Origin of the sequence: Vibrio breoganii (assembly GCF_024346795.1) — a bacterium.
Lineage (GTDB): Bacteria > Pseudomonadota > Gammaproteobacteria > Enterobacterales > Vibrionaceae > Vibrio > Vibrio breoganii.
In genome coordinates this window covers 1,379,912-1,402,576 of record NZ_AP024864.1, presented here as the reverse complement: position 1 = coordinate 1,402,576, position 22,665 = coordinate 1,379,912, and the positions used below count along the sequence as shown (strand labels likewise).

Sequence of the window (22,665 nt, the reverse complement as noted above, 5' to 3'; positions counted from 1 at the left end):
CAAACCAATGTCTTTCGTTTCTACAATCGTTCAGACATAAAAAAGGCACCGTACTGGTGCCTTTTCCTTAATTGAGATTCACCGCATTCGAGCCAGTTCGGCGTACATATCGGTGCCTGTGCCCGATAGAGTCAGAGTGTCGTCGTTTAAACTGTAGCTCGATTGGGTTTCGCCGTTTTCATAGAGCAATACTAAGTGATCGTTTTCTATGTAATAGATGCCGCGCTTGATAGATTCCTGGCCTTGCTCTCCACTGGCGCGAAACATAAACACGAAATCTGGCTGAAGTATCAGGTCCAGCTTTTGCACGTTACTAGCAAGGATGTCTTCACCAGCCAATACCTGGCTTGACCAAATACCAGCGAGAGGTTTCGATAGCGCTTTATGGAAGGTAATGCCATTAAGATTCAGGCGATTGTGAGTAGTCTTGTACGCGTAGATTTGAGGTGTGGATGTATTTAGGCCAAGTACAACGGTATCGTCACTGGCGTTATACAAACCCTCCCAACGCTCTACAGAATAGTCTTTCTTCTGAATGTCGATGGTAAAGTAGTAGTTTGAGTCAAAGCTCAGTCGAATAGTTAAAAAGTCATCCTGCGTAGACTCCGGAGCAGGATTAGTGATGAACCATTCCCCAAGCAAAAAGGGATAGTCAAAACTCGGTTCTTTATTTTCATTAGCACTGACATTAAACGACTGTAGCGCGACCAAGAAGAAGATAAACAAAATTCTGCGCATCATTAATCCTTAGTTTTCCCCAAACAATTAAAGCTTAGGTACTCTTCTACGATAATGCGAAGAATTTTGATCTAAATCACATTTGTGATTTATCTCGTTGACAGTAAAGACATAAAAAAAGGTGGCTAATCAGCCACCTTTTTTATCGTATATTTCAGCAATGCTAACTGCTTGAGGTATCAGACAACATATCAACCATTATTGAAATTGATTCATCGAGATAAGCATCAGGCGCTTTGTAATCACTTGGTACATCATCTAGTGACTTAAAGACCTCTTCATCGTTCGCTTTTTGGCGCTCGTTGATTCGCTCAAGACGTTGTGCTTCGCGTTTCTCAGACTCTTGCTCACGAGTCTTAAGGTTCAGAGAAAGCGCATTGGAGTCCTTCTCTTCTTTATAACGAACAATATCGTCTTCGATGAAACCAAATTCCATGTCATTTTGAATGCGCTTGACATGTTGATCGGTTAATTTCTTGATCAGTGCAGACTCATCACTCAGTTTGGTGTACTTAGCCGGCTCAATGCTATCCCAAGGTAATGCGTTATCTTCCACACTCTCACCTGTTTCAGCAGGGTCGATAGGTGTTGGATAATGAATGTCTGGGATCACACCTTTGTTTTGTGTACTGCCACCGTCAATTCGATAGAATTTTTGAATGGTGTATTGTACATAGCCTAATTCGTTATCAAACAGATCATAGATATGGTTGAGCGAGCGATGCTGCTGTACCGTACCTTTACCGAACGAATTTTCACCAAGAATAACCGCACGTCCATAGTCTTGCATCGCAGCTGCAAAGATTTCAGAAGCCGATGCGCTGTAACGATTGACCAATACAGTTAATGGACCGTCGTAGCTGATGGCATTGCCGTTATCTGCGTTGACATTGATGCGACCATAACTGTCTCTCACCTGCACCACAGGGCCGCTGGTGATAAACAGCCCAGAGAGCGCCGTTGCTTCACTTAATGCACCACCGCCGTTATTGCGAAGGTCCACTAAAATACCGTCAACATTCTTCTCTTTCAGCTCGGTAATCAACTTGTCAGTATCTTTTGAAAGCCCCACGTAAAAACTAGGCACTTCAAGAACGCCAAACTTCTTACCGTCTTTTTCAATGATCTCAGACTTAACCGCTCTGTCTTCTAAGCGAACTTTATCGCGAACGATAGTGACGACGCGTGTTTTAGCATCTTTGCCATCAGGCAAGATTTGCAAGTTAACCTTGGTACCTTTTGGTCCCTTAATAAGGTCAACAACATCATCAAGACGCCAACCAATGACATCGACAATCTCTTTGCCATCTTGTCCAACGCCAACAATTTTATCACCTTCGCCTAGCTCTTTACTGCCCGCTGCTGGACCACCAGCAACCAATGAGCGGATGACTGTGTAGTCATCAGTCATCTGCAGCACAGCGCCAATCCCCTCTAAAGATAGGTTCATCTCAGATTGGAAAGTATCGGCATTACGTGGAGAAAGATAACTCGTGTGAGGATCTACCTGACGAGAAAATGCATTCATGTACAGCTGAAAGACGTCTTCGCTTTGAGACTGTGAAATTCGCTTCATCGCATTGTTGTAGCGTTTCGTCAGAATCTCTTTGATCTCTGGCCATTCTTTATCTGTCAGAGCCAGATTAAGCGCGTCGTACTTTACTCGCTTACGCCACAGCTCATCAATTTCCTTCGAATCTGTCGGCCATGCTTCTTCGCTACGATCTAGCTCAATAGATTCATCAACATCAAATTTGATTTCATCATCAAGAAGATCAAGGGCAAAAGCATAACGTTCAAAGCGCTTTCTCATTGAAATGTTATACATCTCAAACGCAATGGTGTTATCGCCCTCTTTTAACGAGTCATCAAGCTGTGTTCGATAGGTATCAAAACCATCGACTTCAGATTGAGTAAATAGATTGCGACTAAAATCCAACATATTGAGATATCGGTCGAAAATCTCTGCTGAAAATTGATCGTCTAATTTGAATTGCTTGTAATGAGAGCGAGTAAAACGTGAAGTCACTCGTTTAGCAGCAGTTTGATGCTGAACTTCAGGGGTGAGAACAGGTAAGTCTTTTACCGTGAGGTTTGCTTCGACAGCATTTGCAGAGGCAGCTAGCATAACGCTAGCTGCAATCAGCGTAATCTTTGAACGCATTTTCATTCGCAGGATAAACTCCTTTTAAGCGCGAAGATGCTCCGCCTTAACGACCATTTGCAGGCCATTATTGAGTTGCACTCGCACATCATCCTTGTTTACTTCAACAATGGTCGCAGCCATGTTGCCTTTACCCATGTTCACATTCACATTGTTACCAACAGAGATTTCATCGCTGTTCAATGCACGTGTTTCAACCGGGGCTTGCTTAGGTTTTTCTGCTCTTGGCTTAGGCTTGCGAGCCGGAGCTGCTTTTTTAGCTTGAGCGCGTTTTGCTTTTTGCTCTTCACGGGCTTTATCAGCCTGTTCTTTTCTGCGAGCCGCTACGCGAGCCTTGCTTTCTGCAAGTGCTTGTTGCGCATGGTCCACATGTTCTTGCTCTAGTACGCCACAGTCGTTGCCATCTAGATCAACACGTATCGCACCAGCTTTAACGCCATGTAGGTAGCGCCAAGATGAAGTGTATTGTCTTAGCGCAGCTCTAAGTTGAGTCTTGCTCACTTTAGAGTCTTCACTTAGACGCTCTGCTAAATCCTGAAAAATACCAATTTTCAGTGGCTTAGCTTCGCCTTCTAAAGTAAAGCACTTAGGGAAGCATTCGGCAATATAAGCAATCACTTCTTTACTGGTTTTTAATTTTTCGGTGTTTTCCATGCGGGTTCCTGATTAAACGCGACTCTTGCGCGAGATTCTCAATAATATTCAGCGCTATTATAAAGACATGACAAGTAAAAACCACACCCGAGTGGTATTTTACTTAGAGTTAATTGGCTCATTGAGCAATTTTTCGACCATATCCATCAATAATACTAACCCTTGTTCGTCTATTTCGCTAAATCGGTCATGCAATGGGCTGTCGATATCTAACACACCTACCACTTCGCCATTTATCGAAAATGGGATAACAATTTCTGAATTACTGGCTGCATCACAGGCAATATGCCCTTCAAACTGGTGTACGTCTTTAATGCGCTGCACGGTATTGGTTGCTGCGGCTGTGCCACAAACGCCTTTACCCCAATTAATGCGAACGCACGCTGGGTTGCCCTGGAAAGGCCCCAACACTAATTGGTCGCCCTCTTTTAGATAAAAACCTACCCAGTTAATATTCGCCAATTCCATGTTCAGTACTGCACTGATATTCGCTAAGTTTGCGATCAGGTTACTTTCACCGCTAATTAATGCTTCAACCTGTAGCGATACCCTTTGGTAGTCTTTGATGTCCACTTTTCGTTACCTATATTGAAATTGTAACCAAACTCTTTGAAATCCTTCACAAAAGGACTCAACATCCAAGTTTGCGTATATACTGCAAACTGTAACCGATAAATCATTGAATCTAAACCATCTACGGCAACAAATGTGCTAGCGTAGCAACCGACATAATCTAGGTACGATAAACTGCATGGCAACAACTCACAATGCAATGACCAGTAATTCTGAACTGCGCCTGTGTCAGGGGTGTGGATTAGCTGTGTCTTCAACACCTATCAATGAAAGCCAAGACGCTTATTGCCCTCGATGTGAAACACAGCTCTACCGTGGTCATAGACACTCTTGCTCCGGTGATGTTGCCCTTGCCACTGTGGGACTATTGCTGTTTATTCCCGTTGTCCTATACCCTTTTTTATCCATACGTCTTTTTGGAGAGTACATCAGCGCAACACTGCTCGATGGCGTGTTTTTACTGATCGATGAAGGGTTTGCGTTTGTTGGTTTTTTGGTTCTTTTCTGCGGTTTCCTAGTACCACTCGCTCACTGTATTTGTGTCATAGCGGCTAATGTCGCCTTAAAGAAAAACAATACCCCGTTGATGCGCTGGAGTATGTACGGCATTTATCATCTTAAGCATTGGATGATGATAGACGTGTACATTGTCAGTATCGCAATTTGCTGCTTCAAGCTCACCGATTACAGTGATCTTATTTTTGGCTTAGCGCTGCCTGTATTAGTTGTGCTCCAGCTAGTGTGCTTAGCATTAGTATTGCGCGTGAGTCCACGGAAGTACTGGCAAAGACTGGATGAGGTTCAATGCCTAGAGCGCCCAATCAATTCCACAATATCCCCTGAACAGTTACACGATTGCCCCCAGTGTCATTTAGTACAGACTCAGACAGAGCATTGCATTCGTTGCCACAATAAAATGAAGCGCACGGCTAAACAGTCACTGCAAGCCACTTGGGCTTACTTGATTGTTGCCACTATTGCCTTAATACCGGCCAATGTAATCCCAATTTCTATTTTGTTTACCAATGGTGCTCGCCTCGAAGATACGATATTTTCAGGCGTAATATCCCTAGTAAACAATGACATGCAAGTAATCGCAATCATCATCTTTATTGCCAGTATTGTGGTACCCGTCGCCAAGATACTCGGTATCCTCTATCTACTACTTTGTATTCACTTCAAGCGCACTGTTTTTCATAGACAGCGTATGATGCTGTTTTATATAGTAAAATGGATTGGTAAATGGTCGATGGTGGATCTCTTTGTTATGTCGATCATGCTAACCTTGGTAGACAGAGGACAAGTACTTAATTTCACACCTGGCTTTGGCGCGGTCGCATTTGGCGTCGTAGTCGTCTTTACCATGTTTTCTGCGGATGCGTTAGACCCGCGTTTAATCTGGAAAAACCATACTCATAAGCATTCAACCTCAACTGGTGACACTTTTTCATGACAGAGCAAAATCAATCATCCTTACCGACTCCTAAGGTAAAACGCTCAACTGGCCTCTCTCCACTTTGGGCGCTGCCTATTGTCGCGCTGCTGCTTGGTGGTTGGCTGATGTACAAAAGTGTCAGCGAAGCAGGACAACAAGTCCGTATTCATTTTGCCAATGCTCAAGGGCTGATCGCAGGAAGAACGACGATTCGCTTTCAAGGCCTAGAAGTTGGCATGGTACGTAAGCTTGAATTAGCAGAAGATCTCAACGGGATCTACGTTGACGCTGAGCTCTATCGTGATGCGCTACAGCTGTTGGGCGAAGACACGCAGTTTTGGCTAGTCAAACCTACCGCCAGTTTATCTGGGGTATCTGGTCTAGATGCTCTTGTTTCTGGTAACTACATCGCCATACAAAGTGCGACAAAAGGCTTTAACACTCCTCCAAAGACATTCGCCGCATTGTCCAAAGCCCCACAGGACTTACACAGCGGCAGTTCAGAAGGTTTACGCCTTACTCTTAGAAGTAAGGACCTTGGCTCTGTGAATGTCGGCTCAAAGATCCTGTTTAGGAAAATACCGATAGGTGAGGTTTACAGCTTTAGTCTCGATGAAGATGGTAAGTCCGTTGTGTTACGCGCCTATATAGACGAAGAGTACGACCACATCATTACCAGTGAGAGTCGTTTTTGGAATGTATCGGGCATTAATGCAAAAGTCGGCTTCGATGGGGTTGACGTCAGAGTTGAAAGCCTTGCTGCATTAATTGGAGGTGGCATAGCCGTCGACTCTCCTGCTCAAGGCACTCGCGTAGAGTCCGATACTGAGTTTAGGCTTTACCCTGATCTGGCAACCGCCGGTCGCGGTATCCCCATCAAGATAACCCTTCCAGACGACAACAATATCAACCCAACTGGCGCACCACTTGTTTACCGAGGTATTGAAATCGGTCAAATCACCAATGTGCAACTTAGCAAAGACCGACAGGACATCATCGCCCAAGCCACCGTTGAACCGGCTTATCACGACCTATTGAATTCAGGGTCTCAATTTCTTCTTGAAGAAGCCTCCCTGTCTCTAGCTGGCGTTGAGAACCTTGGTAACTTTGTCACCGGTAATTTCTTGACCTTATTACCTGGAGATGGCGAAGCCACCCGCTCATTTAAAGCCGTTAAGCAGGACGAACTCAATACGCAAGACAGTGGCAATCTAGCATTGTCTTTGATGGCTGAGCATAGCTTTGGATTAGCCAATGGATCGGCTGTGCTTTATAAGGGCATTCAGATTGGCCACGTTACGTCGTCACAATTACATGACAATGGCGTCAAGGTCAACGTACTGATTGACTCACAGTATCGTGCATTGATTCGCTCTAAAAATCGCTTCTTTGTTTCTAGTTCGGTGTCAGCAAGTTTTGATGCCAGCAAGCTGAACGTCAACGTACCTCCCCTTCAGCACCTGTTAGCGGGCAGCATAAGCTTCATCAGAGAAGGCAGCGAATCCGTAAATTCAAGCTATACGCTCTATTCCAGTGAAGCGTTAGCTGAGCTTGCCATTTACACTAAATCCGGTAGCCAGGTAATCTCTCTTCTTGCTTCTAAGATGCCTCCCGTAAACGTTGGTACGCCTGTTTTATACAGAAATCTAGTTGTAGGACAGGTATTGGATTACAAGCTAGGACACTCGGGCATGGAAGTAATAATAAAGCTCGATAATCAATACCACCACCTCATCAATTCCAATACAGTGTTTTGGAACCATTCGGGTGTAGAAATTGACGCTGGTCTATCGGGCGTGTCCGTGAAAGCGGCCCCTTTATCTCGAGTACTGCAGGGGGGCATCGCCTTTGATACCTTGCCAGGTGTTGAGAACAAACTGGGAAAACACTATAAGCTTTACCCTAATCAAGATGATGCCCGCCAGTTTGGAAAAATAATTCGCATCAACGCTTCTGATAACGCCTCTGTGACTAAAGGTACAAAGATCAAATATCAAGGTGTTGATGTCGGTGAAGTTACTCTCGTCTCTCCACTATTCGAAAAAGCTGGCGTTGAAATGCTTGCCCGTATCTATCCTCAGTTTGTCTCAAAGATCGCGGTTAAAGGAACCAAACTGTGGCTGGTAAGCCCAGAAATAAGCCTAAGTGGAGTTAAAAATTTGGCCAGTGCTATCATCCCTAGCATTGAGGTCAAACCGGGCACGGATAGTGCCAAGAAAAATCATTTCACTTTGTTAAAGAAAGCACCACTAGAAGATGGCGTGACCTTTTTCTTACAGACTGAAGTCAAAGGCTCAGTTTCTAAGAACACCCCCATCCTCTATCGTGAGATGGAAGTCGGTTACGTTAATGATGTCCAGTTAGGTGAATTGGCGGATAGAGTGATCATTACCATTAAGGTTGATAAAGACTACGCCTACTTGGTAAGACAAAACTCTCTATTCTGGAATGTATCTGGCCTAGATGTTTCTATTGGCTTAAGCGGCGCAAACGTAAAGGCTGGCACCGTAGATAGTCTTCTTAGGGGTGGCATTGCATTTACAACACCGGAAGAGCAGAATTTGCTACCAATGGCAAAAGCTGAGCGCTCTTTCTACCTGTACAAGAAGGCTGAACCCGCTTGGCTTGAATGGCGCACCGCTATTCCAAAACCTTAGAAAAGTTCTCCTAGAAGAGAGACGCTATCAACGCAACGCGTCTCTCCTCTTTCAACGCTATACACTTTCAAGATAAAGCGAGCATTGCTACACTTCGCATGCTCGCCTTTCTCATAGGAATCCTACCTTGCATCAAAACGTATATATCCCAGAGCAATTTGTTCAACTAATGAAAGAACAAATGCCTTCGCACCTAAACCTAGATGAACTACTCGAGGCGTGTAAGCGCCCTTTAAAACGCAGCATTCGGGTGAATACTCTTAAGATCTCCGTTGAAGACTTTAAAGAGCAGGCATTAGCAATGGGCTGGACATTAACACCCGTACCTTGGTGCAAAGAAGGCTTTTGGCTGGATAACGTCGATGAGTCTGCCACCTCACTTGGCAATACTAGCCAACACCTTGCAGGCCTATTTTACATTCAAGAAGCCAGCTCTATGATGCCAGTAACGGCGCTATTTGATGACCTCAATGTTGACGCTGATTTTCGAGTATTGGATATGGCGGCAGCACCGGGCTCAAAAACCACACAGATCGCCGCTAATATGGGAAAACAAGGCTTAGTGGTTGCCAATGAATTTTCAGCAAGCCGAGTAAAGATACTGTTTGGTAACTTAATGCGCTGCGGCATTGGCAACATGGCAATGACCAATTTTGATGCACGTGTGTTTGGGCCTTGGCTCCCAGAAACCTTTGATGCCATTTTGCTTGATGCACCTTGCTCTGGTGAAGGCTCTTTACGTAAAGACGCAGATGCAATGAAGAACTGGAGTTTGTCCTCTGTTGAAGAGATTGCCGATACTCAGCAAGACTTAATAGAGAGTGCCTTCCACGCCTTGAAGCCAGGTGGAACACTTGTCTATTCAACCTGCACGCTAAACCGCCAAGAAAACCAGCAAGTGGTCGATCACCTGTTACAAGCCTTTGACGGTAGTATTGAAGTTGAGCCTTTAACTGACCTTTTCCCCGAAGCTTCTCTATCTCTTACAGACGAGGGATATATTCACGTATACCCACAAATCTATGACTGTGAGGGCTTTTTTATTGCCAAGTTCAAAAAGACGGGCTCAGTCTCTGCGCCAAAAGTGAAAAAGCGCTTAGGTAAGTTTCCTTTTCAGCGAATGTCCAACAAAGACAGTGACACCGTCACTAACTCATTAACTGAAGCCTTAGGCATTCAGATATCGGACAATTATTCGCTGTGGCAGCGAGATAATGAAGTCTGGTTGTTCCCAGTACTGATAGAACCCCTACTCGACCAAATGCGCTTCCAACGCATTGGTATCAAACTCGCCGAAGCTCATATAAAAGGATATCGCTGGCAGCACCAGGGCGTTGTCGCGATGAGTCAACACAACGAAGACAACGCCATTGACCTAAACATAGATGATGCTCGTGAATGGTACATGGGCCGCGATGTTCGTCCAGAAGTTCCTTCGAGTAAAGGTGAGGTTCTGGTTCGCTACGATGGTGTGACCATAGGTATTGGAAAATGGGTGGGTAATCGCATAAAGAATGGATTACCAAGAGAAATGGTTCGAGATAATAACTTGTTCTAATTCATAGAGATGAAGTAGAAGCCTGCAACTTAGTATTTGAAGATAGGCGCTCTTGTGTGGCAAGAGCGCTTTAGTGTACTAAACTTAACCCAATTAATCGGTTAGCGCAGGCTCTTACATAGAGCCATTCCCCAAAGCCTAGGTCAGGATAGCCTAGGCTATTTTTTGGCAGAAATTTGCTATTTTACTAAGTGGATTCCATCAACTTCGATGGTAATCAAGCCTGCTTTGTACAACCCACCAATGGTCTTTTTAAATGTACCTTTACTGGTGCGGAATACCTTAAAGATGGCATCTGGCGAAGACTTGTCATTAAGAGGCAGGAAGCCCTCTTTTTTATTCAGAAGATCCATCACCTTCTCACTAAGATCATCCATCTTAGCAACACCGACTTTCTGCAATGACAAATCAATCTTGCCGTCATCACGTACTTGTTTAATGTAGCCCTTAAGGCGCTTGCCAATAAACAGCTTACCAATGACATCCGAGCTAAAAATCATGCCCCAATGTTCACCATTGATAATGGCCTTGTAGCCTAGGTCACTGCGTTCAGCGATCAACAGGTCTACTTGGTCATTGGCTTTGTAATGATGCGGCGTTTTATCCAGCCATTTATTGAACTTGGTTGTGCCTACGATACGACCGCTGGCATTGTCCGTGTAGACATACACCAATATTGTCTGACCTTCATTAAAACGAGCACGCTGTTCACTATAAGGAACCAGCAAATCTTTCTTTTCAATACCCCAGTTAACAAATGCACCCGTGGCGTTGATACTGGTAATTTCCATCAAGCCCCACTCGCCTACTTGCGCGATAGGGTTTTCACGCGTAGCGCAAAGTTCGTTGTCGGAATCAAAGTATAGAAAGGCTTTCACTAACTGACCAACTTCAGGCTCTTCACTGAGCTGTTTTCTAGGTAAAAGCACGCTTCCATAATCGTAAGCGTCTAGAAAAACACCAAAGTCAGTGATTTGGGTGATTTTAAGTGAGTTAAGTTGGCCAATTTTAATCATAGTAGTACTCGAGTTTGACGATATCGCGACGATTGTATTGCCTTACCCCAACAATACAAAGCCTTTTCTAGCACTTTGCACAATACAAAGGATTAGCACTCGTGACTTAATCTAGATTAATCACGTCACATTGCGGGTGCTCTAGCAAAAACTCTTGCAGTTTCGCTTTGCTTGCCAAGTCTTCTGTAATCAACATCGCAGGCTTACGAGCCGCATTGGCTTGGGTTAGAACCAGTGATAGCAACTCAGTGACTGATTCGTGCTCCACGTTGTAACCCGATGATACCGCTTCGTTATTCCTGTCCACGCCAAGAGTAAGCTGTGTAAGTGAAGCTAGGTCGATGCACACGCCGTCGAAGTACTTTAATAGACGCTCTGAAAGCAACACAGAGGACGGCGTGTCAGCGCCAAATAAAACCTTAAGGCCATTTAATCCACGAGGTAGACCTTGCTCTGCCAAATTGTCGATGACCTTAGCCGCATCACTTAAGCTACGCACAAAGGGAACGACAATTTCTACAGCTACGCCCTGCTCTCTGAGGTCTTTAATGAACTGACACTCAACCGCAAAGCTGGATTTATAAAAGTCAGAGGCATAACGCGAAACACCGCGCATTCCCAGCATAGGGTTCAGCTCTTGCTCTTCTAAGCTGCCGGCAATCAAGGTAGATAAAGAACTGCTGTCGCAATTGCTCAGTTGCACGCGTACACGCTTGTGCTCAACTAGCTTAAGATCTTTTGCTGTTTCGTTTAGAACTTCTAGATAGAACTCTCTTAGATCTTGACCGTTCACAACAGCGTCAAGGGCCATTTTGTCCGCATCACTTAGCGTAGAGTCTTGGCCAATAAGTGCAGGGTGAAAGAACACGCGCTCTTGGATTACATCCCCTATGGACAGCAATACATGCTCTGCAGTGTCGTTCACTTGTTGCAATGAAGAGCCTAAAATAATTTCCGAATTTAGCGTGTTTGGCATTTGCGTCCCTTTCTAGATCTAAGTAGCTATTATCTGATTCAAAATACCACCTCACACCGACGATTCAAATACTTAACCGAAAATTTAGGCGAAGAAAAATACGGAGTAACCCCCTTACGCCGACCAAGGATGCCACTCACTGTTCATAACCCTCTTTAGCGTGCATTTCTTAGACAAATAACTAAGAATTTCTCTATTTTTGGGTAATGAAGTTTATTCCCTCTCGTAATTCCGCTATCTTTAGCCCAATTTCGCTATAAGAAGAAAACAAAATTATGTCTCTAAAAACTGATGAGTTGCGCACTCAACCACTCGGTCCAATGCCAACGCCAGCTGAGTTGTCTCAAAATCACCCTCTTACTGCTGATGTTGCAGCCCGTATTGAGGAGTCTCGTCGCCAAATTGAAGCTATCTTAAAAGGCGAAGATAAACGACTTCTCGTGATTGTAGGTCCTTGCTCTATTCATGATACTGAAGCGGCGATGGATTATGCCGGTCGTCTAGCGGCAATTCAGGACCAATACAAAGACCAGTTATTCATCGTAATGCGTACCTACTTTGAGAAGCCTCGCACCATCATCGGCTGGAAAGGCCTGATTACGGATCCGAATCTAGATGGCTCATACGCACTAGAAACCGGTCTCAACAAGGCGCGTAAGCTGCTTCTAGACATCAACAAACTAGGCCTAGCTACCGCAACTGAGTTCTTAGACATGATCACGGGCCAATACATTACTGACCTGATTTCATGGGGCGCAATTGGCGCTCGTACGACTGAATCTCAAATTCACCGTGAAATGGCTTCTGCCTTATCGTGTCCTGTAGGTTTTAAAAATGGCACAAACGGCAGCGTAAAAATCGCTATCGACGCTGTGCGCGCTTCTAAGGCTTCTCACTACTTCTATTCGCCGGATAAGAATGGTCGTATGACGGTATACCGCACTTCAGGTAATCCTCACGGCCATGTGATCTTACGCGGTGGCGATACCGGTCCAAACTTTGATACACAATCAATAGAGAACGCTTGTAATGCGCTTGGCGAAGTAGGCCTGCCGAAACGACTTGTTGTCGACTTTAGTCACGCTAACTGCCAAAAGCAGCACCGTAAACAACTAGACGTAGCAAAAGAGATCGCAGATCAGATAAAATCAGGCAGCACCTATGTTGCTGGCATCATGGCAGAGAGCTTCATCGAAGAAGGCAATCAGCCAATGGACGACCTTTCTGCACTGCAGTACGGCAAATCTATCACTGACCCATGCCTAAGCTGGGCACACACAGTAGAGATGCTGGATATTTTATCAGACGCTGTTAAAACACAACTTTAAGGAGAAGAAGTAAATGCCTTCATTTGATATTGTTTCAGAAATCGAAGTTGTCGACGTGCGACACGCGGTAGAAAACGCGAATCGTGAACTTGCTACCCGTTTTGATTTCAGAGGCGTACAAGCCAGCTTTGAATTCAAAGATGAGCAAGTAAAACTGACTGCTGAAGCCGAATTCCAACTGCAACAAATGCGCGACATTCTGCGCGGAAATTTGACCAAGCGTGGTGTTGACGTCAATACAATGGATTCTCAAAAAGAAGAAGCATCAGGCAAGAACTGGTACCAAACTGTACTGTTTAAGCAAGGTATCGACAAGGAAATGGCCAAGAAGCTGGTTAAAGCCGTGAAAGACGCCAAGCTTAAGGTTCAAGCGAGCATCCAAGGTGAGAAAGTTCGTATTACGGGCAAAAAGCGCGACGACCTACAATCGGCTATCGCACTAATCAAGAGCTCAGACCTTGGTCAGCCGTTCCAATATGAGAACTTCAGAGACTAACTTTCAAGTAAAGTCTAAAAATACTAACGAGGGCCATGGCCCTCGTTTTTTGTGATTTCTATCCTGCCACCATTTGCTGTTTTGTTTTACTTGCCGCCACTAGCATGTAAATACACGTTGCCAACAAAGCTGCGAATAAATAGCCAAGCAGTCCATGTAGTTGCGAAAGAAACCCATCTGCTACGACAGGTCCTGCAACAGAGCCAACGCTATAGCTAAACAGCATCACTTGTGTTGCTGAGACAATAAAGCGCTCATCAAGCTTTTCGCATCCAAGGTTTATGGCCACCGGGTAAATGCCAAAGGTTGCCATTCCTAGCAGAAACAGTGCCCCAGCGAGCAGTGCCACCGAAGACGAAACAAACGTTAAGCCAATCGCAAACATACCTAGCATACACAATAACGCCATTAGCATGACTCGGCTCATGAATTTGTTAAGCTTACTCACCAAAGGCTGAACCAACATCCCGCCTAAGATCACCAGCGCCATCAAACTGCCTATATCAGTGTGCTCAATTTTACGGTTCGCCAGTTCTACCGGCATAAGCCCATATATGGCACCCAGTGTAAGGCCCGATACAATACAACCTATAATGGCTGCGTGGTTAAGCCTTGATATTTGCTTAAAGGAAAGTGTCGCGGACTCTTGGCTATTAGGCTGTGTGCAGGCAACAAACTTTAACACTAAAACAGCCGCAACGATTAGAGATACAATCACAATAAAGGGCGTTACGCCATTGATGCCAAAAACGCCAATACCCAATTGACCAAACGCAGAACCACCGTAAAGCGAAAGCATGTATAGGCTTAATCTTTTCATTCGAGACTCTTCATCACCGGACATTAGCCAAGACTCAACGATGACGAATATCCCTGCAACTGCAATGCCTGCAGTAAAACGTGCCGCTAACCATACAAAGCCATTGGCAAACACTGGCAATACCACAACCGTTAGGGCAAATGTCACTAAACACCCAATGAAAGCGCGTCGATGCCCTACCTCATGAATAAGACGTTCAACAATGACGGCACCGACTAGTAAGCCTGCATAAAAAGCGCTCGCAAGCCAACTCGCATAGTACGTTGGAATATTAAACTGACCCAACATAAGAGGGATCAAGCTCATTAAATAGCCCGACGCCACGGCGTAAAAAGTCAATGCGATAACAGGTACGGTGATACGAGATACACCTTCAGGAAGAAGTGCTTTTTCCAATGTCTTGCGCCTAGATTAATGAATGATTAGGAAGGATTTAAGGCGCGAATATGGGATTAATTGAAGGCTAAGTAAAACAAAGAATTTCTAAGGTTTCGATAAAAGAAATTTATGGCAATATCACAAGAAAAACGTCCGTAGCTTAATGCTAATGCTACGGACGCTGTAAATTACTTGGTAAGTGCTTGATTTAACCACTGATCAAACTGAGATTTTGGTAAGGCGCCACTGAGCATATCTACGCGTTGGCCATTCTTAAATACCATGACGGTTGGAATGCTTCTAATTTGAAATTGCGCACCTAACTGTTGCTGCGCCTCGGTATCAACCTTTACACAGCGAACCTGACCTTCGCGCTCTTTTGCCACATCAGCAAACACCGGCGCAAACCCTACACACGGATTACACCAAGGTGCCCAGAAATCAACGACGACAGGGGTATCACCTTGTAGCAAGGCTGCAAAGTTGTCACTTGTTCCTTCGATAGGAGCACCATCGAGTAGCGCCTGTTTGCATTTGCCACATTTAGCGCCTTCTGAGACGCGTTCGTTAGGGACTCGATTTAGACCGCCACACGAAGGACAGCGGGTTTTAAATGATGACATAACTTCCTCATTTTTATTAATAAATTACTTGTTCGAAGACTTTGGCGGTTATCTCGCGTATCCCAATACTTGTATGCGGCCGTAACATAAAGAAAGCTCTGACAGCAGCCCCTTGTTAACTTCAGGGAGCAATACCACCACAGAGCGTCGCAGTTCCAGTTGCTCTTCTAGCCGTTTTTTAAGCTCAGCGACCTCACTCCATGAAATACGCTCCGCATCTCGTCGACAACTATCTGCAAATACCGCATCTAATTCATGATGATAGAGCACCATCTCTGCTGATTGCATCAGACGTAAAGCCTTGAGAGTGAGCATTTCAAAATCACTGCCCGTCTCTATCCAACTGACAGAGTAACTTGGCTCAAACTGTTTGCTATCTAGCGTCGCTTCATAACAGGCTTGCAACTGCGATTTCGTCTGTGAAGATTTAACCTCAGTTGCCTCGAAAAAGTACTCCCAAAATAATCGTCTGCGAGTCACATCAGGCAGTTTCGCTTTGATATCGGCACGTTTCGACGCTGCAAAGTCAGCCAGTAGACCTAAATTTTGTGGCAAAACCGCCTCAAAGGTACGCCTTAGGTTGCGAATAAGGACAGGTGAACTGCCGCCACTTGAAAACGCGACCTGAATGCGTCCACGGTTTATCATGGAAGGGGTAATGAAATCACAATATTCAGTATCATCAACCACATTGACCATAATGCCTGCTCTTTTCGCATCGGCATGCACTCTGTGGTTGAGATCTGGATTATCGGTTGTTGCCCAAATTTGTACGAACTCTTCTATGAGTTCTTGTTGGTAAAAGCCTTTTATCCAACTGAGCTTCTCTTCTTCGTACAAAGAAAGCAAAAATGGCTCCAATGTAGGTGAAACTACTGAGACAAAAGCGCCAGCCTTGAGCAGGCTCTCTACTTTTCTGCTTGCTACTTCCCCCCCACCTACAACCAAAACTGGTTTGTGATAGAGATCATAAAACAGAGGAAAATATCGCATTTTGTTCCTTAAATGTTAATTGTCCAAACGAAACCCGGGGCACCATTTTAGTGCACACAAAAAATTACATCACTAAGTGTGACATTGAAATGCTCTGTAATATTCAGTCTAATGACATATATCACTGTGAATTAATAAAATATCCACACGTAACACTGTCCAGACCGTTCGTATTGGGAATTTTCTCCGATTCCCCAAAGTTACACAATGTTGCACTATTTACAAACTGACAACATTTAGTCATTCTAAAGTGGTTAGTTAAGAGTAAATCACAATTTGTAATTAATTGAGATACTTAGCAACCTCAACTACTTTGTATACGGGTATAAAAAATATGCCCCAATTTAGTGAATCGTACAATCGAATTCACGTTTAATGCAGAAATGCAAAGTCGTACTAGGTGATGCCTCATCACCCATGGATTTTAAAAGAAAGGATACGAATAGATGGCGAATAAACTCACAATTCTAGCTTCAGTAGTAGCTGCATCGGCAGCTGTCGTAGCGACGTCTGCATCAGCAGCAGATAGCACGCTAGACAAAGTATTGGCTGCAGGCTCTCTCACCTGTGGTGTGAGCACTGGCCTTCCAGGCTTTTCGAACCCTAACTCAAAAGGAGAGTGGGAAGGTATTGATGTTGAGTACTGTCAAGCGCTTGCTGCAGCGGTTCTAGGCGACAAAACTAAGGTTAAATACGTACCTCTTACAGCGAAAGAGCGTTTTACAGCGCTTCAGTCTGGTGAGATCGACGTACTGTCTCGTAACACTACTTGGACTCAGCACCGTGATACGGCACTAGGTCTAAACTTCGTTGGTGTTAACTACTACGATGGTCAAGGTTTCATGGTTAAGAAAGACCTAGGTGTTTCTAGCGCGAAAGAACTTGATGGTGCAGCGGTATGTGTACAGTCAGGTACAACTACCGAGCTAAACCTTGCCGATTACTTCCGTGCAAGCGGCATGGAATACAAGCCAGTCGTATTTGATACAGCGGCTCAGACTTCTGCAGGTTTCGATGCAGGACGTTGTGACGTACTGACTACTGACCAATCTGGCCTATACGCACTTCGCCTAAACCTTAAAGATCCTTCTACAGCAGTCGTATTACCAGAAATCATCTCTAAAGAGCCTCTAGGCCCAGTTGTTCGCCAAGGCGACGACAAGTGGTTCAACGTAGCTAAGTGGACGCTTTCAGCAATGATTAACGCTGAAGAGTACGGTATCTCATCTAAGAATGCGGATGAAATGCTGAAGTCTTCAGATCCAAACGTTAAGCGTATCCTTGGTGTTGACGGTCCTAAAGGTACTGCACTAGGCATTAAAGATGACTGGGGTTACCAAGTGATTAAGCAAGTAGGTAACTACGGCGAAAGCTTCGAACGTACTGTTGGTACTGGCTCTCCGCTACAGATTAGCCGTGGTGTTAACGCACTATGGAATGCGGGTGGCTTTATGTACGCGCCACCAATGCGTTAATCCTGAAGTTGTAACCTAAGGGCGGCCTCGCCGCCCTTTTGTTTAAATGGATTTAATTAAAGGTTAGTTGTATGACGCCACCGAAAGTAAACCCCGCCGGAGCGAGTTCGGCACCAAAAAGCACCAACCTCCTCTACAATCCCACCTTCCGAGCCATCGCCTTCCAGGTTATTGCTGTACTTGGCCTAGTTTGGTTCTTCTATACCATAGTCAATAATGCATTAAGCAATCTGGATGCACGTGGTATCGCAACGGGATTTGATTTCTTATCAAAAGAAGCCGGTTTTGGTATTGGACTGCATCTTATTGAATATGATGAGACTTACAGTTACGGCCGAACCTTCTTTGTTGGTCTACTAAACACCGCTTTGGTTGCAGCGTTGGGGATCTTTTTCGCGACAATTCTCGGATTTATCATGGGTGTTGCTCGCCTATCGAGCAACTGGTTGGTAAGCCGCTTAGCCGCTGTATATATCGAGATTTTCCGTAACATTCCTTTGTTGCTGCAAATCTTCTTCTGGTATTTCGCTGTATTGCAGGCGCTCCCATCACCAAGACAAAGCTTGAGCCTTGGAGAAGCCCTCTTCTTAAACGTTCGCGGCTTGTTTATGCCGGCCCCTGTTTTCAATGAAGGCAGCGGCATTGTTATCGCAGCTTTTATCATCGCGATTATTGCCTCAATCTTTGTTGCGATTTGGGCTAAAAACAAACAAAAGCTAACCGGTCAACAAACCCCTGTTGGTCGTATTTCTGTTGCACTGATTATCGTTCTACCTTTGATTGCATATTTCATTGCGGGAATGCCAATTAGCACCGAATACCCTGAACTTAAAGGTTTTAACTTTAAGGGTGGTATCAGTATCATTCCAGAGTTAGCCGCCCTTACTCTGGCACTGAGTATATATACGGCTTCGTTTATTGCCGAAATCGTGCGTTCAGGTATCAACGCCGTTAGCCATGGGCAAACTGAAGCGGCAATGTCCCTAGGCTTACCTCGTACTCGTACGTTGCGTTTGGTCGTGATTCCGCAAGCACTGCGTATCATCATTCCGCCTCTGACTAGCCAATACCTTAACCTGACTAAGAACTCCTCTTTAGCGATGGCCATTGGTTATCCGGATCTTGTGTCGGTATTTGCGGGTACGACGCTGAACCAGACGGGTCAGGCTATCGAAATCATCGCAATGACAATGGGTGTCTACCTGACATTAAGTCTACTGACCTCTCTAGTCATGAATATCTACAACAAGAAAGTTGCGCTGGTGGAGAGATAATATGAGCATACATCAATTTCAACCTGATCTTCCGCCACCCTCTAGCTCTGTAGGTGTTGTGGGTTGGTTACGTAAGAACTTATTCAGTTCTCCTTTAAACTCTATCGTTTCGGTTCTATTGGGCTATATCGCCTTTTTACTCTTCAGCAACGTTTTGAGCTGGGCGTTTGTAAACGCTGATTGGGTAGGTACTACACGTGATGACTGCACCAGCGCAGGCGCATGTTGGGTGTTTATCAGTGTGCGTTGGGAGCAATTTATGTACGGCTTCTACCCTGAAGCTGAACTGTGGCGTCCTCGCCTATTTTACGCAACACTCGCAATATTTGTTGCAGCGTTAATGTATGAAAAAACACCGAAGAGAACGTGGATTTGGTTGTTCTTTGTTAACGTCTATCCGTTTATCATTGCAGCCTTGCTGTACGGCGGTGTGTTTGGGTTAGAGGTAGTAGATACGCATAAATGGGGCGGCTTGTTAGTTACACTGATTATCGCACTCGTGGGTATCGTCGTTTCTCTGCCTATAGGCGTGGTTTTGGCACTGGGTCGCCGCTCTGAGATGCCAATCATTCGTAGCATGTGTACCATCTACATCGAAGTATGGCGTGGCGTACCGCTAATCACCGTACTATTCATGGCTTCAGTCATGTTACCTTTGTTCCTATCTGAGGGAATGGAGACGGACAAGCTGATTAGAGCCTTGATTGGTGTGGTGTTGTTTAGTGCTGCTTATATGGCTGAGGTTATTCGTGGTGGTCTTCAAGCGATTCCAAAGGGACAATATGAAGCAGCTGATGCGTTAGGGCTCACATATTGGAAGAAAATGCGTTTAATCATTCTTCCTCAAGCGCTTAAGATTACTATTCCTTCGATTGTAAACACCTTCATTGGTTTGTTTAAAGACACCAGTCTAGTTCTCATCATTGGTATGTTTGATGTTTTAGGTATTGGTCAATCTGCAAATACCGACCCTGAGTGGCTTGGTTTTGCTATCGAAAGTTATGTATTTGTCGCGTTAGTGTTCTGGGTATTTTGTTTCGGCATGTCGAGATATTCGATATGGCTAGAGAACAAACTTCACACCGGTCACAAACGATAATTATCAAGGACGTATTATGACGCAACAACAAGATTACATGATCCAATTGAAGGACATGAATAAGTGGTACGGTGAGTTTCACGTACTAAAGAACATCAACCTTGAGGTTAAAAAAGGCGAGAAGATTGTTATCTGTGGCCCATCGGGCTCTGGTAAATCCACAATGATTCGCTGCATCAACCGCTTGGAAGAGCATCAGCAAGGGCATATCTTTGTATCCGGTACAGAGCTCACCGAAGATCTAAAAAACATCGAAGCGGTGCGTAGAGAAGTGGGCATGTGTTTTCAGCACTTTAACCTCTTCCCTCACCTAACGGTTCTTGAAAACTGCACCTTAGCACCAATTTGGGTTAAGAAGATGCCTAAAGAAGAAGCTGAAAAAGTGGCGATGAAGTATCTAGAGCGCGTTAAGATCCCAGAGCAAGCAGACAAATACCCAGGTCAGCTTTCTGGTGGTCAGCAGCAACGTGTTGCTATCGCTCGCTCTCTTTGCATGAATCCTCAGGTCATGCTATTTGATGAGCCAACGTCTGCGCTTGACCCTGAGATGGTACGTGAAGTTTTGGACGTAATGGTTGAGCTTGCCGATGAAGGTATGACCATGCTGTGTGTAACGCACGAAATGGGCTTTGCAAAAGAGGTGGCGGATCGGGTTATCTTCATGGATGCCGGAGAAATCATTGAAGAAAACAACCCAGTGGACTTCTTTGAAAATCCACAATCGGATCGTACACAAAACTTCTTGTCGCAAATACTGCACCACTAACGGCAATTTTCACGTAGAATAAAGGGTAGCTAAGCTGCCCTTTTTACTTTGCTTTAACTAGCAATATTACCATTTGTTACACTTTGCGGTTCACTCGGTAACACTATTTGCTTAATATCAAGTTGGCTCAGGCGAATGTCATACTTGAAAAATGGAACTTTTCGCCACATATATATACTAATTATTTAAAGGTCTTTGAGGAACTCTATGAACAGTCCAATGGTATCACGCACTCGCACGCAAGAAAGTGTGCTGCAAACCAACAAGGTTTTGCGTAACACCTACTTCTTGTTATCACTAACACTACTTTGGTCTGCTATCGTTGCGGGCTTCTCTATGGCAATGAACCTACCTCGCCCAGGTCTTATCCTGATGCTGGTTGGTTTTTACGGCCTACTTTACCTTACTGAAAAGAACCGTAACAACAGCATGGGTCTAGTGTTTACATTCCTATTCACAGGCTTTTTGGGCTACACAACGGGTCCTATCCTGAACATGTACATTGGTGCAGGCATGGGTGACACCATAGTTACTGCTCTTGGTGGTACAGCACTGGCCTTCATGGGCGCATCTGCTTACGCTCTAACTACTAAACGCGACCTTTCTTTCCTTGGTGGCGTTTTGATGGCTGGCTTCGTAGTGCTACTAGTAGGTATGGTGGCCAACATCTTCCTACAAATGCCAATGATTCACCTAGCAATGAGCGGCATGTTCGTTATGTTCTCTACTGGTGTAATCTTGCTAACAACACAGCAGATTGTTCGCGGCGGTGAGACCAACTACATCTCAGCGACAGTAAGCCTGTATGTATCTATCTACAACCTATTCATCAGCCTGCTAAGCATTCTAGGCATCATGAATAACGATTAATTTTGATTAATCTCTGAGTTGTTAAGCCCGCACTAGTTGCGGGCTTTTTGTTTTTTAATGATAATTCAATGAACAGAATCTAAATTAGGAACAGACTATGTTTGAATTTAACGGCAAAAGCATAGAAACCGACGCGCAAGGCTACCTACTCAACTTTAAGGATTGGGAAGAAGGCATGATCGCTATCTTAGCCGAAGAGGAAGGCATTGAATTGACAGAGGCACACCTTGAGGTGGTGCATTTTGTACGAAACTTTTATATAGAGTTCAATACCTCACCTGCAGTTCGAATGCTGGTCAAGGCGATGGAGAAAGCGCACGGTCCAGAAAAAGGCAACAGCAAATACCTTTTCAAGCTGTTCAAAAAAGGTCCTGCAAAGCAAGCGACCAAATTGGCAGGACTGCCAAAACCGGCCAAGTGCTTATAGGATATTAAAGCCTGAATAGTGCTTAAATTCGGCTTCTGATGGAATACAGCTTTCTACAGAAGCCGTTCTTGGGCCTTGTTTGAGCCATTCACCTAACTGATCGACCCCTGACTCAGAGCCACAAGCCATCACTTCTACATTGCCATCATTGAGATTTTTCGCATAGCCGGTCAAACCCAGCTTTAATCCTTCATGAGCGGTGTGATAGCGAAAACCCACCATTTGTACCCTGCCCGACAGTAAGAACTTTCTACAGATCGACACCATATCGCCTCCTGATTGTCCAAAATAGATTCACCTATACGAATATCTAAAAGTATAAGCCCTTCTGATTTGCTTTTAGCG

General features: G+C 44.7%; 21 protein-coding genes. 11 read left to right on the top strand and 10 right to left on the bottom strand.

The window, feature by feature from the left end; translation table 11 throughout:
- Window positions 1–78 precede the first annotated feature (78 nt).
- From OCU35_RS06510 to OCU35_RS06495, 4 genes are all read right to left on the bottom strand, one after another.
- The gene (locus tag OCU35_RS06510; protein WP_017030627.1) at window positions 79–738 is read right to left on the bottom strand and encodes a hypothetical protein; all 660 of its coding nucleotides are present in this window, start codon (window positions 736–738) and stop codon (window positions 79–81) included.
- 163 nt (window positions 739–901) lie between these two features.
- Window positions 902–2,908: a carboxy terminal-processing peptidase gene (prc, locus tag OCU35_RS06505; protein WP_017028991.1), complete on the bottom strand. Its 2,007-nt coding sequence runs from the start codon at window positions 2,906–2,908 to the stop codon at window positions 902–904.
- Window positions 2,909–2,926: 18 nt separating this feature from the next.
- Window positions 2,927–3,556 carry an RNA chaperone ProQ gene (gene proQ, locus OCU35_RS06500; protein ID WP_065209880.1) on the bottom strand — a complete coding sequence of 210 codons (630 nt, stop codon included), beginning with the start codon at window positions 3,554–3,556 and terminating at the stop codon, window positions 2,927–2,929.
- A gap of 99 nt (window positions 3,557–3,655) precedes the next feature.
- Complete coding sequence (locus OCU35_RS06495; RefSeq protein ID WP_017028993.1) at window positions 3,656–4,129, bottom strand: GAF domain-containing protein; 474 nt, start codon at window positions 4,127–4,129, stop codon at window positions 3,656–3,658.
- A gap of 178 nt (window positions 4,130–4,307) precedes the next feature.
- Here OCU35_RS06495 and OCU35_RS06490 point away from each other — a divergent pair, with 178 nt between their 5' ends.
- From OCU35_RS06490 to rsmF, 3 genes are all read left to right on the top strand, one after another.
- Window positions 4,308–5,582 carry a paraquat-inducible protein A gene (locus OCU35_RS06490; RefSeq protein ID WP_261825880.1) on the top strand — a complete coding sequence of 425 codons (1,275 nt, stop codon included), beginning with the start codon at window positions 4,308–4,310 and terminating at the stop codon, window positions 5,580–5,582.
- Window positions 5,579–8,221 (top strand): PqiB family protein, encoded by a 2,643-nt coding sequence (locus OCU35_RS06485; protein WP_261825879.1) that lies wholly within the window; start codon window positions 5,579–5,581, stop codon window positions 8,219–8,221. Before OCU35_RS06490 ends, OCU35_RS06485 begins: the two co-directional genes overlap by 4 nt.
- A 127-nt stretch (window positions 8,222–8,348) precedes the next feature.
- A complete protein-coding gene (gene rsmF / locus OCU35_RS06480; RefSeq protein WP_261825878.1) occupies window positions 8,349–9,779 on the top strand; it encodes a 16S rRNA (cytosine(1407)-C(5))-methyltransferase RsmF in 1,431 nt (476 codons plus the stop codon).
- A 179-nt stretch (window positions 9,780–9,958) separates the two neighbouring features.
- Here rsmF and OCU35_RS06475 read toward each other — a convergent pair whose 3' ends face one another.
- Both OCU35_RS06475 and OCU35_RS06470 read right to left on the bottom strand, forming a co-directional pair.
- Window positions 9,959–10,795: a CvfB family protein gene (locus tag OCU35_RS06475; RefSeq protein ID WP_261825877.1), complete on the bottom strand. Its 837-nt coding sequence runs from the start codon at window positions 10,793–10,795 to the stop codon at window positions 9,959–9,961.
- A 106-nt stretch (window positions 10,796–10,901) separates the two neighbouring features.
- Window positions 10,902–11,771 (bottom strand): putative PEP-binding protein, encoded by an 870-nt coding sequence (locus OCU35_RS06470; RefSeq protein ID WP_102321722.1) that lies wholly within the window; start codon window positions 11,769–11,771, stop codon window positions 10,902–10,904.
- 275 nt (window positions 11,772–12,046) lie between these two features.
- Here OCU35_RS06470 and OCU35_RS06465 point away from each other — a divergent pair, with 275 nt between their 5' ends.
- Together OCU35_RS06465 and OCU35_RS06460 are read left to right on the top strand one after the other, a co-directional pair.
- Window positions 12,047–13,099, top strand: coding sequence for a 3-deoxy-7-phosphoheptulonate synthase (locus OCU35_RS06465; protein ID WP_017242873.1), 1,053 nt, complete (start codon window positions 12,047–12,049; stop codon window positions 13,097–13,099).
- 13 nt (window positions 13,100–13,112) lie between these two features.
- A complete protein-coding gene (locus OCU35_RS06460) occupies window positions 13,113–13,595 on the top strand; it encodes a YajQ family cyclic di-GMP-binding protein (protein WP_017029000.1) in 483 nt (160 codons plus the stop codon).
- Between the two features lie 58 nt (window positions 13,596–13,653).
- Here OCU35_RS06460 and OCU35_RS06455 read toward each other — a convergent pair whose 3' ends face one another.
- The 3 genes from OCU35_RS06455 to OCU35_RS06445 all read right to left on the bottom strand — a co-directional run bounded on the left by OCU35_RS06455 (window position 13,654) and on the right by OCU35_RS06445 (window position 16,409).
- Window positions 13,654–14,811, bottom strand: a complete 1,158-nt coding sequence (locus tag OCU35_RS06455; protein ID WP_261825876.1) for an MFS transporter — start codon at window positions 14,809–14,811, stop codon at window positions 13,654–13,656.
- A gap of 170 nt (window positions 14,812–14,981) precedes the next feature.
- The gene (gene trxC / locus OCU35_RS06450) at window positions 14,982–15,416 is read right to left on the bottom strand and encodes a thioredoxin TrxC (protein WP_017242875.1); all 435 of its coding nucleotides are present in this window, start codon (window positions 15,414–15,416) and stop codon (window positions 14,982–14,984) included.
- 48 nt (window positions 15,417–15,464) lie between these two features.
- Window positions 15,465–16,409: a precorrin-2 dehydrogenase/sirohydrochlorin ferrochelatase family protein gene (locus OCU35_RS06445; protein WP_017029003.1), complete on the bottom strand. Its 945-nt coding sequence runs from the start codon at window positions 16,407–16,409 to the stop codon at window positions 15,465–15,467.
- A gap of 446 nt (window positions 16,410–16,855) precedes the next feature.
- Between OCU35_RS06445 and OCU35_RS06440 the strand changes: the two genes are divergently transcribed.
- From OCU35_RS06440 to OCU35_RS06415, 6 genes are all read left to right on the top strand, one after another.
- Window positions 16,856–17,884, top strand: coding sequence for an amino acid ABC transporter substrate-binding protein (locus OCU35_RS06440; protein ID WP_017030618.1), 1,029 nt, complete (start codon window positions 16,856–16,858; stop codon window positions 17,882–17,884).
- Window positions 17,885–17,955: 71 nt separating this feature from the next.
- A complete protein-coding gene (locus tag OCU35_RS06435) occupies window positions 17,956–19,158 on the top strand; it encodes an amino acid ABC transporter permease (protein WP_017030617.1) in 1,203 nt (400 codons plus the stop codon).
- A gap of 1 nt (window position 19,159) precedes the next feature.
- Window positions 19,160–20,257: an amino acid ABC transporter permease gene (locus OCU35_RS06430; protein WP_065599385.1), complete on the top strand. Its 1,098-nt coding sequence runs from the start codon at window positions 19,160–19,162 to the stop codon at window positions 20,255–20,257.
- 16 nt (window positions 20,258–20,273) lie between these two features.
- On the top strand, window positions 20,274–21,023 hold the full coding sequence (locus OCU35_RS06425) for an amino acid ABC transporter ATP-binding protein (protein WP_017030615.1): 750 nt from the start codon (window positions 20,274–20,276) through the stop codon (window positions 21,021–21,023).
- 207 nt (window positions 21,024–21,230) lie between these two features.
- The gene (locus tag OCU35_RS06420) at window positions 21,231–21,893 is read left to right on the top strand and encodes a Bax inhibitor-1/YccA family protein (protein WP_017029008.1); all 663 of its coding nucleotides are present in this window, start codon (window positions 21,231–21,233) and stop codon (window positions 21,891–21,893) included.
- Window positions 21,894–21,990: 97 nt separating this feature from the next.
- Window positions 21,991–22,320 (top strand): TusE/DsrC/DsvC family sulfur relay protein, encoded by a 330-nt coding sequence (locus OCU35_RS06415; RefSeq protein ID WP_017029009.1) that lies wholly within the window; start codon window positions 21,991–21,993, stop codon window positions 22,318–22,320.
- On the opposite strand, the gene yccX is transcribed toward OCU35_RS06415, so the two are convergent.
- Complete coding sequence (gene yccX / locus OCU35_RS06410; RefSeq protein WP_017029010.1) at window positions 22,315–22,587, bottom strand: acylphosphatase; 273 nt, start codon at window positions 22,585–22,587, stop codon at window positions 22,315–22,317. The two genes, OCU35_RS06415 and yccX, sit on opposite strands and share 6 nt — an antisense overlap.
- Window positions 22,588–22,665 lie beyond the last annotated feature (78 nt).